Origin of the sequence: Pseudomonas fluorescens (genome assembly GCF_030344995.1) — a bacterium.
Classification (GTDB): Bacteria; Pseudomonadota; Gammaproteobacteria; order Pseudomonadales; family Pseudomonadaceae; genus Aquipseudomonas; species Aquipseudomonas fluorescens_BF.
In genome coordinates, this window is record NZ_CP128260.1 from 4,053,306 (window position 1) to 4,070,067 (window position 16,762).

Here is a 16,762-nt window from a genome sequence, read left to right on the forward strand (position 1 = left end):
GCCCCACCCACGCACAACGCCACCAAAGTCCAATAGAGCCCGACTTACCTTTAAATTTTTTTTGCCGTAGAATCAGCCAGCCTTTTTAGGCGCCAATGTCCGTTAGAAGCTGTTTTCAAAGCGTCACGAGCACAGTCGTTCCTTCAGAGCGGTGTTGGCGAAGGGTTTTTCCAGCGGGGAAAAGCCCAACGCCAACCCTCATCAGCTCCCCGTTCTGCAGGCGTAAAACTTTGAAAGCAGCTTCTGTAAGGAATTGCCGGTAATTCTGGCCGAACGACCCACAACGTCGTGAGGAGCATGAGTACGGCAATTTCGGGATGAGCGTCCCGGACACCCATTTGGGACCACTGATGAGGGTAATAACTGTGCTTGAAGCCTACCGCAAACATATCGAAGAGCGTGCAGCACTGGGTATCGTTCCCCAGCCGCTTAACGCCGAACAAACTGCAGGCCTGGTCGAGCTGCTGAAGAATCCTCCGGCTGGCGAAGAAGCTTTCCTCGTTGACCTGATCACCAATCGCGTACCACCAGGAGTGGACGAAGCCGCCTACGTCAAGGCCGGTTTCCTCTCCGCACTGGCCAAGGGCGAAGTCTCCTCCCCTCTGCTGGACAAGAAACGCGCTGTAGAACTGCTCGGCACCATGCAGGGCGGCTACAACATCGTGACCCTGGTCGAACTGCTGGACAACGCCGAGCTGGCGCCAGTGGCCGCCGAAGAACTCAAGCACACCCTGCTGATGTTCGATGCCTTCCACGACGTGGCTGAAAAAGCCAAGAACGGCAACGTTCACGCCAAGGCCGTGCTGCAATCCTGGGCTGACGGCGAGTGGTTCAAGAAGCGCCCTGTGCTGGCCGACAAGATCAGCCTGCGCGTCTTCAAGGTCACCGGCGAAACCAACACCGACGACCTGTCCCCTGCCCCAGACGCCTGGTCGCGTCCAGACATCCCGCTGCACGCCCTGGCCATGCTGAAAATGGCCCGTGACGGCATCGTTCCGGACGAGCAAGGCAAGACCGGCCCGATGAAGCAGATCGAAGAAATGCGCGGCCAGGGCTTCCCTATCGCCTACGTCGGTGACGTGGTCGGTACCGGTTCCTCGCGTAAATCGGCGACCAACTCGGTGCTGTGGTTCTTCGGCGACGACATCCCTTACGTGCCGAACAAGCGCGCTGGCGGTTTCTGCTTCGGCAGCAAGATCGCTCCGATCTTCTACAACACCATGGAAGATGCCGGCGCACTGCCAATCGAGTTCGACGTATCGAACATGAACATGGGCGACGTGATCGACCTGTACCCGCACGCAGGCAAGGTCTGCAAGCACGGTACCGACGAAGTCATCACCACCTTCGAAATGAAGACCCCGGTTCTGCTGGACGAAGTCCGCGCCGGCGGCCGTATTCCGCTGATCATCGGCCGTGGCCTGACCGAGAAGGCTCGCGCCGAACTGGGTCTGCCAGCATTCGACCTGTTCAAGAAGCCGGAAGCTCCGGCTGAAAGCACCAAGGGCTTCACCCTGGCGCAGAAAATGGTCGGCAAGGCCTGCGGTCTGGCAGAAGGCAAAGGCGTTCGTCCTGGCACCTACTGCGAACCGAAGATGACCACCGTAGGTTCTCAGGACACCACCGGTCCGATGACCCGTGACGAACTGAAAGACCTGGCGTGCCTGGGCTTCTCCGCTGATCTGGTGATGCAGTCCTTCTGCCACACCGCGGCTTATCCGAAGCCGATCGACGTGACCACCCACCACACGCTGCCTGACTTCATCATGACCCGCGGCGGTGTTTCCCTGCGTCCGGGCGACGGCATCATCCACTCGTGGCTGAACCGCATGCTGCTGCCGGACACCGTGGGTACCGGTGGTGACTCGCACACCCGTTTCCCGATGGGCATCTCGTTCCCGGCCGGTTCCGGTCTGGTCGCGTTCGCCGCTGCCACCGGCGTCATGCCGCTGGACATGCCGGAATCGATCCTGGTGCGCTTCAAAGGCAAAATGAAACCTGGCATCACCCTGCGTGACCTGGTTCATGCCATTCCTTACTTCGCCATCCAGAACGGTCTGCTGACCGTCGAGAAGAAAGGCAAGAAAAACGCCTTCTCCGGCCGCATCCTGGAAATCGAAGGCCTGGAAGGTCTGACCCTGGAACAGGCGTTCGAACTGTCCGACGCCTCGGCCGAACGTTCGGCTGCCGGTTGCACCATCAAGCTGTCGAAAGAGTCGATCACCGAGTACCTGCAGTCCAACGTCACCCTGCTGCGCTGGATGATCGGCGAAGGCTACGGCGATGCACGTACCCTGGAACGTCGTGCTCAAGCGATGGAAGCCTGGATCGCCAACCCGCAACTGATGGAAGCCGATGCCGACGCCGAATACGCCGAAGTCATCGAAATCGATCTGGCCGACATCAGCGAGCCTGTACTGTGCGCGCCGAACGACCCGGACGACGCCCGTCTGCTGTCCAGCGTTGCTGGCGAGAAGATCGACGAAGTGTTCATCGGTTCGTGCATGACCAACATCGGTCACTTCCGCGCTGCCGGTAAACTGCTGGATCAGGTCAAGGGTCAGCTGCCAACCCGTCTGTGGCTGTCGCCGCCGACCAAGATGGACGCTCACCAACTGACCGAAGAAGGCTACTACGGCATCTACGGCAAGGCCGGCGCCCGCATGGAAATGCCAGGCTGCTCGCTGTGCATGGGTAACCAGGCACGCGTTGAGCCGAACAGCACCGTGGTGTCGACTTCGACCCGTAACTTCCCGAACCGTCTGGGCGACGGCGCGAACGTCTACCTGGCTTCGGCTGAGCTGGCGTCCGTTGCTTCGATCCTGGGTCGCCTGCCGACCGTCGAGGAGTACATGGAATACGCTGGCAAGATCGACAGCATGGCGGCCGACGTTTATCGCTACCTGTCCTTCGACCAGATTGCCGAGTTCCGTGAAGCTGCTGCGAACGCCAAGATCCCTGTCGTTCAAGCCTGACGCTGCAACGCAATGAAAAACGCCGCCCATCGCGAGATGAGCGGCGTTTTTTTATGCCTGCTGAACGGCTGGCGCTGATCATTCCCACGCTCTGCGTGGGAATGATCACCTGGCGGGAGTTGACCTGCCCGCGAAGATCGCAGGCACAAAAAAGGCCGACCTGCGAGGCAGATCGGCCTTTCTTTTTCACAAGATCAATTAGGACCTTGTTGCTGAACCTCAAGCCGTCAGCGAGTAGATCAACGCCGAAATCGCCACCAGCCCCACTGCGGTGACAAACACGTTCGACATCTGCCCACGATAGCGGGCCATTGCCGGCACTTTGCGGATCGCGTACATCGGCATCAGGAACAGGATCGCCGCGATGACCGGACCACCGATGGTTTCGATCATGCCGAGGATGCTCGGGTTCAGGGTCGCCACGATCCAGCACACCACCAGCATGAACGCCGCAACGATGCGATCCAGCGCCTTGGCGCCCGGACGCTTGCCGCTCTTGACGATCAAGCCCTTGAGGCCTTCGCTGGCACCGATGTAGTGACCGAGGAACGACTTGGAGATGGCCACGAACGCAATCAGCGGTGCCGCGAAAGCGATGGTCGGGTTGCTGAAGTGGTTGGCCAGGTACGACAGGATCGACAGGTTCTGCGCCTTGGCTTCCGCCAGTTGCTCCGGCGACAGGGTCAGCACGCAACTGAAGACGAAGAACAGCACCATCACCACCATCAGAAGGTGCGCGCGAGACAGGATCTGCGAGCTGCGCTCATCCGCGTGAACGCCGTAACGACGCTTTTGATCCACCGCGAATGCCGAGATGATCGGCGAGTGGTTGAACGAGAACACCATCACCGGAATCGCCAGCCACAGCGTGTGCAGCAGCGCCGAGGGTGCCGGCACTTGCGAAGCGGTGGTCAGGATGCCGCCGTTCCAGTGCGGAATCAGGTACACCGCCAGAAACAGCAACGCGACGATGAACGGATACACCATCAGGCTCATGGCCTTGACGATCACTTGCTCGCCGCAGCGCACCACGGCCAGCAGGCCGAGGATCAGCACGAACGACAATACCGCGCGCGGTGGCGGCGTGATGTGCAGTTGATGTTCGAGGAAACTGGCGACCGTGTTGGTCAGACCGACGCTGTAGATCAGCAGGATCGGGAAGATCGCGAAGAAGTACAGCAGAGTGATCAGCGCGCCGGCCTTGATGCCGAAATGCTGTTCCACCACGTCAGTGATGTCGGCGCCTTCGCGACCGGAGAGCACGAAGCGGGTCAGACCGCGGTGTGCGTAGAACGTCATCGGGAAGGCCAGCAGCGCGAGGATCACAAGGGGCCAGAAGCCACCCAGACCTGCATTGATCGGCAAAAACAGGGTACCGGCGCCGATGGCCGTCCCAAACAGTCCCAACATCCAGGTTGTGTCATGGCGATTCCAGCTCGACAGTTCAGCTGGTGCTGCCGCTTCAAAGCGTTGTTCGACGCTATTGGCCTGATCATTCATCCGGTCGGATCTCCGCATTCCGGTCACTTGCCACTCGGTCAGGACGCGTCGGAAAAAACCGACAGACATGCTCCGGCCGAAACAGGGGCGCGATTCTCCGCGATAAATGAGCAGAAGCAAAGACTTAGCTGAGGAATGGTTGTACGGAGCAGATCGGAGACTTGTCGTTTTCAGGAAAAAGCCTGTCGGCGCCAGATACGCGACATGTCGTTTTATGACATGCACCGGCGCCGAATGAGCCATGGGAAAGCCCGATCAGATCGATCGGGCCAATATGAAGCCAAGGGACATGCAGAAGATGCCGAAGCCAAACAACCCCAACATCGGAAGCATTTCACCTTTGTGTTTGATGCGCATTCTTTCGACCCACTCATCGTGCTCTCGCTCTGAGCGTTCCATTCTGGCCTTGCGGTCATATGTACTCATGTTGATCTTCCTTTGGGGTTCATGGGCCTGACTGTTTTGAAAGGCGAACACTTAAAATTTGAAAAAAAATCCTGCTACTGCAGTAAATGCGGTCAACACCCCACCAAATACCGCGACTGGATACAGGTTCGCCTCCCACCTCAGCTTCTTTTCCTCCGCCAGCAGCTTTTGTCTTTCAGCCACGAGCTTTCGTGACTCATGTTCCAACCTGTCGAGTTCCAGGCTTTCACGATCGTTATGAAGCATTGGCCTTCCTTGGCTGATGGCAATTTCCGTCCGGATTACTGCTTCGTCATGAAGAACGCATCCCGCCCTGCTCTCTATAATTCCGCGCTTCTCACCCCGCCGTATAGCGGATGAATCCGGCAGCACTCGTAGGCAACATCCGTAAATCCCGCAGGACGGTGCGTCCATTTCCTAACGTTTTTAAACAACCTCACCGACTGGTATTTTTCGGCTATACCCAATGGCGAATTGACTGACATCCCCGTCCAGTCCCCTCGCCTGTGGAGCCATCCCATGCCTCTCGTCCGCGTCGACATCAAGAAAAACCCGGACCCGACGTTCGCCAAACGCATTGGCGAAGTGATCTACGCCGCCCTGCGCAGCGAGATCAATGTGCCGGAACACGACAACTTTCAGGTGCTGGCCGAGCACGACGACCAGCACTTCGTCTATGACCCGCAATACCTGGGGATCCAGCGCAGCGACGGCATCGTGTTCATCCAGTTGACCATCAGCGAAGGCCGCACCGTGGAGATGAAACAACGGCTGTTCCAGACCATCGCGCGCAATCTGAACCAGCAACTGGCCGTGCGCCAGGAGGACGTGTTCATCAATCTGGTGGAAGTGAAAAAAGAGAACTGGTCGTTCGGCAACGGCATCGCCCAGTACGTGACCTGATCCTGTGACCGTCAGCGCCGCCGTCACCTTCTGACGAAGCACCCGCGCGCTCCCCGCATCAGCTCCTACACTGCCTGATGCGGGGCCGTGCCAGCCATTGCCAAACCGCTCTGGAATCAGCACTCTGAACCGACTTTTGCGCCCGAAGACCGACGATCACAGGAGCCGAGCAATGCCCGCCACCGTTCTGGTACTGGTTGAAACCATCAATGACTATTTGCCGATTCTCGAACGTCAGGGTTTTCACCTGATTCTCGCGCCGACCCCTGCCGAGCGCGCGCAAGCCATCGCCACCCACGGGGCACGGATCGACGCGGTGCTGACCCGTGGCCCGCTAGGCTTGTACGCCGAAGAAATCGCCACATTGCCCGCGCTGAAAATCATCTGCGTGATCGGCGCCGGTTACGAGCAGGTCGACCTGCAAGCCGCCAGTGACCGTGGGCTGACCGTGACCAACGGCGCCGGCGTCAACGCGTCGTCGGTGGCCGACCACGCCATGGCCATGTTGCTGGCGCTCGTGCGTGACATTCCGCGCTGCGATGCGGCAGTGCGTCGGGGCGAGTGGCCGAAGATCATGCGTCCGTCGCTGGCCGGCAAGCGCCTGGGGATTCTCGGACTGGGCGCGGTGGGGATGGCGATTGCCAAACGCGCGGGCCTGGGCTTCGACATGCAGATCAGTTACCACAACCGTCAGGTGCGCAGTGACGTGCCTTACGCATTCTGCTCGACCCCGACCGAACTGGCCCGGGCCTCGGACTTTCTGGTGGTCGCCACGCCCGGCGGCATCGGCAGCCAGCATCTGGTGACCCGCCCGGTGCTCGATGCCCTGGGGCCCAACGGTTTTATCGTCAACATTGCCCGCGCCAGCGTGATCGCCACTGCCGACCTGATCAGCGCGCTGGAACAACGGCGAATTGCCGGAGCGGCGCTGGATGTGTTCGATCACGAACCACAAGTACCCGATGCACTGAAGGGCCTGAGCAATGTGCTTCTGACCCCGCACGTCGCCGGGCTGTCACCGGAAGCCACCCAAGGCACCGTTGAGCTGGTGGGCAAGAATCTGGTGGCGTTCTTCTCCGGGCAACCGGTGCTGACACCGCTCCAGCTACCGCCAAAACTCAACAACCAGCGCGTGCACTAAAGCACGCCGAGCAAAGTCCATAGACGCCGGGATTCGGCGTCTGCCGAAATCAGCTCGCCGAGCAGTTCGCTCAACGGCTTGTTGCCCCACTCCACTCCGCGCCGGATCAGATACGGCACCGGGCTGTGGGGCTCGGTGCGGGCCAGGTACTCGGCAATAAGCAGTAATTGCCGATAAGCCTCTTCGCGGCTGGCCGGTTCGCGCGGTACTGGCGCAGCTTCGGGCGTGGCCGTGACCGACGCTTCAACCGGCGAGACCGCGACCGGTGCAGGCGGCGGTGCCGACAGTGGTTGCTGTGGGTGCATGGCGATGAACTCCTGAACCAATGTCAACAACGCTTGAAGGGTGTCCTGCAACGGTCCGAGCCCCGGCCCCTGATCCCCCAGATACGCATCGCACCAGCCATCCAGACGCTGCAGGTGTTGCAGGCTCAGCAGCAGATTTCCTTGATGGCGCAGCCAGAACGCCATGGGCGTGGCCCGCACCTGCTCAATGAGTTTCTTGTGTTCGCTGCGCGCAGTTTCGGCCGACGCTTTCGCGCCTTTGGAGTCGTTGGCCTGCACCTGCTGCACCTGAATCCGCCGCCAGGTTTCGAGGGTGTAACCCTCAAAGTCGCTGTTGTGCGTGCCGAATAAAGGCACCCGGGTCAGCAGCACTTCACTGTAGCGACGCACCAGCCACTCCAGCGGAATCGCCCGCCACGACTGGTCGCCGTCGTCGGCCTGCGGATGCAACTGTTCGGGATAGCGCTCACACAGACCGGCAATCAGCGCCAGACTGCCCGGCAGTCCATCGAGCGCCTGCAAGTGCAGCCAGGCTTCACCCAGCCAGGCACTGAGCATCAGGTCCTTGCTGCGTTCGAGCAATAACGCGGTGGTCAACCGCTCGACTTCTGGCCAGTTGGCCCGTTTCAGGGTCGATTGCCAGACACCCGTGGGCAGACTCGCGTCATCCTCGCGACGCAGGTCGCGCAATTGGTCGTACTCGCGCTCATAGCGTAGATCCGCACCACAGGGCGCATCGTCACTGATGGGCGCGAGTAACTGATCGATCAGGTCCGGCAACGGGGTCGAGGGCAGGCTCACAAATCCTCCTTCTGCGATTCAAGGGCGGCGGTGGTGCCGGTCACCTGGAACGGTGAACGCGGCGCGCGGGTCGGCAACGGCGGAATCGACAACGGCAGTTTCGAGCCCTGGCTCATCAGCGAAACGCGTACGAACATCCGGGTGAATTCGCTGGTGACGCTGTCGTTCTGCGCGGTGACCGGCAGACGCAGGCTCAGCGGAAAATCGGTGTAATCCATGCTTGGCTGGCGCTGCACCGAGAAGTGCGCGCGCATCAGGCGCAGCAGCGACCACGGCCCGCCATACTCCCAACCGGCCTCCAGATCACGCACCACCAGGTTCGGTTGCAGCGGGTCGTTGACCGGACGCTCCTTGCCGTTGCGCGCCCAGCGCAAGGTCAGGCGAATCGGTTGACCAGGCATCCAGCGCAGGTTCGGCTGATCGGCGGCGGGATAGCTGATCTGCTGATTGCCGGCCAGCAAGCCCCAGGCAATCACCTGATCGGCGCCCTTCTCTTCCTCGCGATCGGTACGCCAGCGCACGTCCAGCTCGACGCCGAGAATACCGCTCTTGTCCCGCACGAACAGCGGGGTCAGCCAGACGCTGGCCTGCTTCACCCGGTTGAGAAAATCTTCTGCCGCCAGCCGCTCCGGGGTCTGGCTCAGGACCAGTCCGGCCTGGGCCACCGGCAAGCGCTTGTCGATGATTTCCAGAAAGTGCTGAACCCGCGCCGGGTCGGCATCCTGGGCCTGCACGCCGTTGGCAAACGGAAAGCGGTCGGCCAGGTATTGATTGAAATAGGTGGCCAGCTCGTTCCACGCGGTGGCCGCCTGTTGCTGTTGCAGAAACTGGCAGCGTTGCAGGGCCGATTGTTGCAACTCCACCGCGCGCATCGCCAAGGTGCCACGCCCGCCGTTCACATTGGCCGTCTGCAACATCTGCACGCAGGAGCCGGTGTCCATTTCAATGAAATCACGGCTGACCAGTTGTTCGATCTGCGCCGGCGAACTGGCCGGGTTCGACTCCTTGTACTTGAGCAAGTCATCGTTCAGCGCGCTGAACTGGGTCACGCGCTCGTAGTCGAGCGCCGACAGATTGCCCTGCTGGGTCTTCAACCATTCCAGGGCCGGGGCACGACGCTCGATGATGCCGAGCATGGTATTGAATTGCTGCTTGAGACTCAGCTTCAGCTCCTGCACATCGCTGGCGCCGTAGAGTTGCAAACCGAGGTTTTTCGAACCGTCCCACTGGCTGATTTCCGTACGGCCTCCGAACAACGGCTGCTCGGTAATTTCATTCAGACCGCCGACAATCTGCGCCATGGCGCGGCGGTTCAACGCGCCCTGCAAAAGCGCCGCCAGATCGGCACGATGCACCTCGACAAAAGCCTTTTGCAGGTTCATTGCCTGCACGGCCTGCACGTTGAACACCTCGTAGGGATGAGTCTGGTCATCGTGATCCTTGAGACTCAACCACATCGCCTGCGCGGCGGCGGTTTCGGCCGCTTTCAGCAATGCGTCGCGATAGTCCGGCGGAATGCGCGGCAGCTCTTCGGCGACGTAGCTCTTATAGCTGGCGAAATAATTCAGTGACTCATTAAGGTCATCACTGTCCACGGTCTGGCCTTGCCGGTTGACGCTGTCCTGGCTCGCCCGCAGCGCAATCGAAACGAAGTCACGCTTGAACAGCGCCTGTACGGCATTGTCGAGCTTGACGACCTGATCCTGCAGCGCCAGTTGCCCGCTGCCCTGCTGCACCAGCAAATTGCCCCGCGAGCCCACCTGGGCGATCCATTGATCGCGAAAGCTCTGTTGCAACTTGCCGGCCTGTGCATCGAGCTGCTGTTCGACCGTCGGGCCGAGCAATGAACTCTTGCGCACCTTGTCGAGAAATTCGCGATAACCCGGCACCAGCTCCTGGCCCTTGCCGCGACTCCAGGTCGAGTTGGTCAGGGCAATCGCCGCATGCAGGTCATCGATCAGCGCTCGCAGCTCTTCCAGTTCGGGCAGGCTATTGCCACTGCCGGCTTCAAGTTGTTCCAGGTGCAATTTCAGGTAGCCGGCCTTGCTGACGAAGTTGTCCGCCAGAAAATACTGATCGAGCCAGCGCTCCATCAGCCCGGTGAAATTGCTCACGATCAGCGGTCGTTCAACGCTCAGATCCAGCGCCTGCAAGTCGCCGCCATCACTGGCCACGAGCAGCCGGTTGTAGTAGGCGGCGTGGGGCAAAGTGCCGGCGTTGAGGTTCAGCGACAGCGCGCTGTTGCTCAGTTGCGCCAGATCCTCCAGCGGCGCCCGCTGATTGTTCTGCACCTGGGCGAACAACTGGTTCTGTTGTTCCAGACGCAAGGCTCGCTCGACCAGATCCGTGGCCTTCTGATAATTCTGCCACTGCGCCGGGTCTTCGCTTCCGACGCTGGTGCGCCGGTCGGTTTCGCGGATCGCCTTGATTTTCGCCAGCTCCGCGACCAGCAGTTCGTGCAGCGGTTGCAGCATGTGGCGCTGGGTCGACCTGAACACTTCCTGTTCGAGTCGCACGTCCAGCGAGGAAAACCACGACGTCGGAAAGGCCAGCGAAACGTAGTGCCAGTGCGGCGCCCGTTCCAGCACCCGCCAGAAATTCTGCACGTTGCGCCGGGTCGGCTCGACCCGATGTTCGTCGTCGATGACCGCGACGTAATTCTTCTGCGCGCCGTGCAGCAGCCGCGCCAGCTCATGGGCGTCCTTGACCGACGCCTGCCAGACCCAGAGCATCGCCACCGCCCACACCACGCCGACCACCAGCGCCACCCCGGCGGTCACTCGCTGCCAGCGCTGACGCAGGCGCAACAGTCGCGGCACACCCTGGGCCAGTCCGCGTTCGCCGACTATCCGCTGGCGCCACAATTGACGGACAAACGCACTTTGCTGCAGGCCGCTGTCATCGGCAGAAAAACCATCCAGCGCATCCTCGGCCGGCTGATTGGCCGTCAGGTAAACCCCACGAAAACACGGTGCCTCGCCCTGGGCGTTGCCTTGAAACACCGGCTCGAGCACGTTCTGCAAACCACGGCGCAGGGTTTCCAGACGCTCTGGCAAGGCGTACAGGTCAGCACTCAGTTGCCCGGACAAGGTGCCGATTTCGATCACCGCTTCCGCCACCGCGCGATGCAGCCGATCCAGCGCCTGATCGCTCCATTGCCCCTGCCACACCGCATCGCGGGCGTAGGGCGACGACCAGCCCAAGGTGCGATCGCGAGCCTCGTCCGGCAAGGCGCTGATCAGTTCCTGAAATCCCGGCAGCTCTTCAAGCCCGGTGATGACCACGTACACCGGCAGGCTCAGACCAAAACGCTGCAACAGATCGATAAAACGCCGACGTGCCGCCAGCCCCAGTTGCGTGGCCTGTTCCAGATTGCTCAACCGACTGACCGGCACCGCCCAGATCACCCCGTCCAGCGGACGCTTGCTGCGCAGGCGCAGGATCAAACCCAGCAGACGCCACCAGCCACCGCGTTGCAGGTGCATGCCGTCTTCCGGCAGAAACAGTGCCTGCGGCACCACCAGCACCGCGCCTTCGGAATCGGACCACCAGCGACCGAACCACCCCGGTTTGTCGGTGGGCTGCAAATGCCATTGAGTGGCGAGTTGGGTGCCCTGCGTCTCATCGCCGAGCATCAGCAGCCACGGCATCTGATACCGGTCGTGGGCGCCCTGCTCCTGTTCCATGTGCCGCACGGCAGCGTAGAAACTGCGAATCGCCGCACCGCTCTGTGTGCGCAGCCACCACACCGCCACCGCGATGATCACCAGCAGCAAGAGGATGGCGACCACCCAGGCCACGATCGTCAGGGTACTCATGAGTCTTGCTCCGGCGCCGTCAGCGTATCGGGCGCCTGCAACACCGGCTCGAGCTCCTGACGGATGTCACGCCACAGAAATTGCCCGAGCCCGGTCAGCAGCAGAATCATCGCCAGAATGCCCAGCGCCAGACGAAAGCCGTCGGGCAACGCCGTGCGCACCGGCAACTGCAAGGGTGTCGCCAGCGAGGGCTGTACCAGTCGCTGGCTGACAGCGGCGTAATCGGCCTCGTCCTGCCAGGCAAACATGAACAGGGCCCGCCGCCATTTTTCCCGTTGCACCTGGCCCAGCTCACCGCGCAGGCGTCCATGGAAACCGAGGATCAGGCACTGCAAATAGACGTTGGCCAGATCGCGGGTAGTGGGCTGTTGCTCATCGAGCAAGGTCTGGATCGCCGCCGGCACTTGCTCGCCGGCCTGACGGCTGGAATACAGCCGCGACTCCAGGGGTTTTTCCTGCCAGGCACTCTGGCCCGGCCACGGGCTGAACAGCAGGGTTTCATCGACCAGCGCGACAAAGGCATACACCAGCGCCTTGACCTGCTCGGTCGCCGAATCGCCGACCCGGGCAAACGCGGTGCGCCACAGCCGTTGCGACGCCTGGGTCGAAAGCTCGACCACGGTTTCGACCAGCGCCGCCTCGTCCTCGCTGTCCTTGGGCAACTGGCTCCAGTCCTGCGACCACTGCTGCCAGGTCTCGCGGAACGCACTGCTCAGCGGAGCGTCCTGCAACCCGAGGCTTGCGGCACTTCCTTGCGACATACGACGTTCCTTGTGTGGTCAGGCACGTTCACTGTTCTGGGCGACAAACAACACCACTTGCCACGGACTGCTGGTCAGTTTGGTGGCCGGCGCGGCGATCATCAGCGGCAGTTGCGCGTCGAACCAGCTACCTTCGGCGGTCACCACGAACAGCCGGGTGTCGTCGCCGACGCTGTAAGCCACCTGCTCGCTGCGGCTCATGGCCTGATGCGTCAGACCGCTCATGCGCTGTCGGCTGAGCAACGCGATGTGCGGCGCCGAAGCGATGATCGCGCCGCGCAGCCATTCGCCGGCGGCCTGCTCGCTGGCACCGTTGGGCATGCGCAGGCCGATGACCAGACGCTGGCTCGGTTGCTCGTCCGGCAACTGAATGGAAAAACTCTGCTCGCCGCGCTCGAACGCGATGCTGCGATAACCGGCGCGGATCAGTTCCAGAGTGTTTTCCAGCCAGTCGAGCAGCGGTTCGTAACCGCGCTGCAATTCGAGAAAATCCAGTGGCGCAAAAGCCGGCACACCCGCCAGCGGATCCAGCGCCGACCACGCGCCAGCAAGTCCCAGCAGTTGCACATAAATACTTTGCGGATGAGCGACACGACTGATCAGCGCCCCTTCCACTTCCGGCAAACGCGCCCACAGCGCCGTCATCTGCCGACGGATTTCCAGCGCGTCATCCTGATTGCCGGCCTGTTGCGCCTGACGCAATCGCCCGCCAAGAAACAGACACTTCTCCCGCGCTCGCGCACAGAGTCCGGCCACCCGCCGACCCAATGGCGACTCCGGTAGCAGGACCGGTGTCGGCGGCGTGTACGGCAATGGCAGGAAACCGCCGCCCTCCTTGCGGATTTTCAGCAGCGGCAGGCAGATTGAATCCGCCTTGTTGAGTTGCGTACACAGCCGTGGATTGGGACGCCACACCGTGATCGATTCGGGAAATTCGCCGCTGGTGAGATCCGGCAATGCCTCACCAACCACCGATTGCAGACGTCCCTTGAGCGGCAGCAACTGACCGGCGCGCCACAGCGGACTGATTGCCAGATAAACCGTCACCGTCGCATCGTCCGTGGCGTCGATCGCCGGGCCGACATCCAGTTCCAGCGTCGGATCGACGCCGACTTGCAGATTGACCGGCAGACCGTCCGGCATCGTCCCTTGCAACGACAACACCCGCACTACTCCGGCGCTCATCGCCGACGGGTCGAACTCCATGTGGCTGACGCCGAAAAACCACGGATTGCACGCCTGGGCCAGATGCGCACCGAGCGCCTCGGCCCGCAGGCCCTGCAACTGAAAATGCTGTGGCAGCAATTGCATGCCTTCATGCCAGCAGACCGCGTCAGGTAGCAGACTCATACGACTCCCTTCGACTGCACCGCGAACCGGCGGCGGACGGTGTGTTTCAGTTTTCCTTGCTGACCAGGCTCATCTCGCGACTGTCGAACTTGAGCCATGCGTCGCTCTGATCGTCCAGCCGCAGGCGGTGCGCTCCGGGAGTGTTATAGCTGGCGAAGACCAAAAGTCCAGCCGCCCGCTTGCCCCCCAAAGGGAACGGCTGGCGGTCGATGAATTGCCCCGGCACCAGCTCCAGTCCCCACACGCTCATCAGCTGACGATAGTCGCGCTGGTACTGCTCGCGCCCGGCGAACCACTGCTGGGCGCTGATACCCGACAGTTGCTTGAGCAGATCCGGATCGTTGACCGCGATGAAATCCACGGCGATCGGGGTGTCGTCATTGGCCTTGGGAGCGACGTCGAGGGTCAGGCTGTCGAGATCGACTTTCGGCCCGAAAAACGAACAGCCGGCAAGCAGCGCAAACCCGATCGTTAAAAAAAGTCGTGCAGACAAAATGAATTTTCCTTTTCGCCAATCAGTCCAAAAAAGTTTTTCGCTTGCATTTTTATAGACCTGTTCTAGCGTCTTGGGTAGTTCGGTTCCTACAGCCGAATGAGGAAGGTTTGTCAAAGGAACGACAGGTCATCTGCCACCCTTTCTAACCTGTGGTCCAGCAAGGGAAAGCGATGAACGGGCCTCCCCGATGCATTGCGCCCGCTCATCGCATCGGAGTCCGCCGACATGGCAGAAAGTACCCAGCACAAGCTCGACCGGGTTCGCCCGCCCCGAGTGCAAATCACCTATGACGTCGAAATCGGCAACGCTATCGAGAAAAAAGAATTGCCGCTGGTGGTCGGCATCCTGGCCGATCTCTCGGGCAAGCCGCTCGAACCATTGGCAAAACTGACCGAACGCCGTTTTACCGAAATCGACCGCGACAACTTCAACGACGTCCTCGCCTCCATCGCTCCCCGCGCCACGCTGCAAGTCAACAACACCCTCAGCGGCGACGACAGCAAGCTCAACATCGAACTCAACTTCAAGCACATCGACGACTTCGACCCGGTCAAGGTGGTGGAGCAAGTCACCCCGCTGCGGCGCCTGTTCGAAGCCCGCCAGCGTCTGCGCGACCTGCTGACCAAACTCGACGGCAACGACGATCTCGACAAGCTGCTGCGCGACGTGATCGCCAATACCGAAGGCCTGCAAGAGATCAAGTCGGCCCGCCCGGACACCGCTGTCCCCGCCGCTGATGCCGAAGCTCCGGCCGAACCGCAAGCCTGATCGTCCACCTGACCGAGGAAGAATTCGCCATGCCCGCCGCCGCCCAGAATCAAGCCAGCGAAAATGCTGCTGCCGAGACTTTATCCCTGCTCGACCGGATCATCGCCGAGGGCCGCATGGCCCATGACGACAGTCAGCAGGACTACGCCCGCGACATGCTCGCGGAATTCGCCACCCAGGTGCTCGACGAAGGCATGGCCATCGACAAGGACACCGTGGCGATGATCAACGACCGCATCAGTCAGATCGACGAGCTGATCAGCGCCCAGCTCAACGAAGTGCTGCACCACCCGGACCTGCAAAAACTCGAAGCGTCCTGGCGTGGCCTGCACATGCTGGTGCAGAACACCGAAACCAGCACCCGGTTGAAACTGCGCCTGCTCAACGTGACCCAGAAGGAGCTGCAGAACGATCTGGAAAAAGCCGTCGAGTTCGACCAGAGCGCGCTGTTCAAAAAGATCTACGAAGAGGAATACGGCACCTTCGGTGGCCACCCGTTCAGCCTTTTGGTCGGTGATTACACCTTCGGCCGGCACCCGCAGGACATCGGCCTGCTGGAGAAACTGTCGAACGTTGCCGCAGCCGCTCACGCACCGTTCATTGCCGCCGCCAGCCCACGGTTGTTCGACATGAACAGCTTCACCGAACTGGCGGTGCCGCGTGACCTGTCGAAAGTGTTCGAGAGCCAGGAACTGATCAAGTGGCGCTCGTTCCGTGAAAGCGAAGACTCGCGCTACGTCTCCCTGGTGCTGCCGCACTTCCTGCTGCGCCTGCCATACGGTCCGGACACGTCGCCGGTGGAAGGCATCAATTACGTCGAAGACACCAACGGCACCGACCACAGCAAATACCTGTGGGGCAACGCCGCGTGGGCGCTGTCGCAACGCATCACCGAGGCCTTTGCCAAATACGGCTGGTGCGCGGCGATCCGTGGTGCCGAAGGTGGCGGCGCGGTGGAAGGCTTGCCGGCGCACACCTTCCGCACCAGTTCCGGCGACCTGTCGCTGAAATGCCCGACCGAAGTGGCGATCACCGACCGCCGCGAGAAGGAACTCAACGACCTCGGTTTCATCGCCCTGTGCCACAAGAAGAACAGCGACATCGCGGTGTTCTTCGGCGGCCAGACCACCAACAAGTCCAAGGTCTACAACACCAACGAGGCCAACGCCAACGCACGGATCTCGGCGATGCTGCCGTACGTGCTCGCGGCCTCGCGTTTCGCCCATTACCTGAAGGTGATCATGCGCGACAAGGTCGGCAGTTTCATGACCCGCGACAACGTGCAGACCTACCTCAACAACTGGATCGCCGACTACGTGCTGATCAACGACAACGCGCCGCAGGAAATCAAGGCGCAGTACCCGTTGCGTGAAGCGCGGGTGGACGTCACCGAAGTCGCCGGCAAGCCCGGTGCCTATCGCGCGACAGTATTCCTGCGGCCGCACTTCCAGCTCGAAGAGCTGACCGCGTCGATCCGTCTGGTCGCGACCCTGCCGCCACCGGTAGCCGCCTGACCCGTACACGCCCGCAGGATCCCTT

Annotated in this window: 13 protein-coding genes; 5 read left to right on the forward strand and 8 right to left on the reverse strand. The window is 61.3% G+C overall.

The genetic code is table 11. The annotated features are described in order from the left end of the window. Nucleotides 1–365 precede the first annotated feature (365 nt). Nucleotides 366–2,975 carry a bifunctional aconitate hydratase 2/2-methylisocitrate dehydratase gene (gene acnB, locus QR290_RS17990; protein ID WP_115078343.1) on the forward strand — a complete coding sequence of 870 codons (2,610 nt, stop codon included), beginning with the start codon at nt 366–368 and terminating at the stop codon, nt 2,973–2,975. Nucleotides 2,976–3,194: 219 nt separating this feature from the next. Here acnB and QR290_RS17995 read toward each other — a convergent pair whose 3' ends face one another. The 3 genes from QR290_RS17995 to QR290_RS18005 form a co-directional block, all read right to left on the reverse strand. Further along, entirely contained in the window at nt 3,195–4,475 is a 1,281-nt protein-coding gene (locus QR290_RS17995) for an HAAAP family serine/threonine permease (protein WP_115078344.1), read from the reverse strand. A gap of 255 nt (nt 4,476–4,730) precedes the next feature. Continuing rightward, nucleotides 4,731–4,901: a hypothetical protein gene (locus QR290_RS18000; protein WP_167748742.1), complete on the reverse strand. Its 171-nt coding sequence runs from the start codon at nt 4,899–4,901 to the stop codon at nt 4,731–4,733. A 51-nt stretch (nt 4,902–4,952) separates the two neighbouring features. Then, the gene (locus QR290_RS18005) at nt 4,953–5,147 is read right to left on the reverse strand and encodes a hypothetical protein (RefSeq protein WP_074688773.1); all 195 of its coding nucleotides are present in this window, start codon (nt 5,145–5,147) and stop codon (nt 4,953–4,955) included. 273 nt (nt 5,148–5,420) lie between these two features. On the opposite strand from QR290_RS18005, the gene QR290_RS18010 reads away from it, so the two are divergent. Beyond that, nucleotides 5,421–5,804: a tautomerase family protein gene (locus QR290_RS18010; RefSeq protein ID WP_007958838.1), complete on the forward strand. Its 384-nt coding sequence runs from the start codon at nt 5,421–5,423 to the stop codon at nt 5,802–5,804. Between the two features lie 172 nt (nt 5,805–5,976). After that, on the forward strand, nt 5,977–6,945 hold the full coding sequence (locus QR290_RS18015; RefSeq protein WP_289203259.1) for a 2-hydroxyacid dehydrogenase: 969 nt from the start codon (nt 5,977–5,979) through the stop codon (nt 6,943–6,945). Here QR290_RS18015 and tssA read toward each other — a convergent pair. Genes tssA through QR290_RS18040 form a run of 5 tightly spaced genes read right to left on the reverse strand, consistent with a single transcriptional unit; the run spans nt 6,942 to nt 14,452 of the window. Continuing rightward, the gene (tssA, locus tag QR290_RS18020) at nt 6,942–8,030 is read right to left on the reverse strand and encodes a type VI secretion system protein TssA (RefSeq protein WP_289203260.1); all 1,089 of its coding nucleotides are present in this window, start codon (nt 8,028–8,030) and stop codon (nt 6,942–6,944) included. The genes QR290_RS18015 and tssA overlap by 4 nt on opposite strands. Then, nucleotides 8,027–11,848, reverse strand: a complete 3,822-nt coding sequence (locus QR290_RS18025; protein WP_289203261.1) for a type VI secretion system protein — start codon at nt 11,846–11,848, stop codon at nt 8,027–8,029. The genes tssA and QR290_RS18025 overlap by 4 nt, the downstream gene beginning before the upstream one ends. After that, nucleotides 11,845–12,609, reverse strand: a complete 765-nt coding sequence (locus QR290_RS18030; RefSeq protein WP_115078349.1) for a DotU/TssL family secretion system protein — start codon at nt 12,607–12,609, stop codon at nt 11,845–11,847. Before QR290_RS18030 ends, QR290_RS18025 begins: the two co-directional genes overlap by 4 nt. A gap of 18 nt (nt 12,610–12,627) precedes the next feature. Further along, on the reverse strand, nt 12,628–13,959 hold the full coding sequence (gene tssK, locus QR290_RS18035) for a type VI secretion system baseplate subunit TssK (RefSeq protein ID WP_115078350.1): 1,332 nt from the start codon (nt 13,957–13,959) through the stop codon (nt 12,628–12,630). A gap of 46 nt (nt 13,960–14,005) precedes the next feature. After that, complete coding sequence (locus QR290_RS18040) at nt 14,006–14,452, reverse strand: type VI secretion protein (RefSeq protein ID WP_115079969.1); 447 nt, start codon at nt 14,450–14,452, stop codon at nt 14,006–14,008. A 228-nt stretch (nt 14,453–14,680) separates the two neighbouring features. Between QR290_RS18040 and tssB the strand changes: the two genes are divergently transcribed. Next, nucleotides 14,681–15,223, forward strand: a complete 543-nt coding sequence (tssB, locus tag QR290_RS18045) for a type VI secretion system contractile sheath small subunit (protein WP_007958861.1) — start codon at nt 14,681–14,683, stop codon at nt 15,221–15,223. A gap of 29 nt (nt 15,224–15,252) precedes the next feature. After that, nucleotides 15,253–16,737, forward strand: a complete 1,485-nt coding sequence (tssC, locus tag QR290_RS18050) for a type VI secretion system contractile sheath large subunit (protein WP_039767165.1) — start codon at nt 15,253–15,255, stop codon at nt 16,735–16,737. The last annotated feature ends 25 nt before the right edge of the window (nt 16,738–16,762 follow it).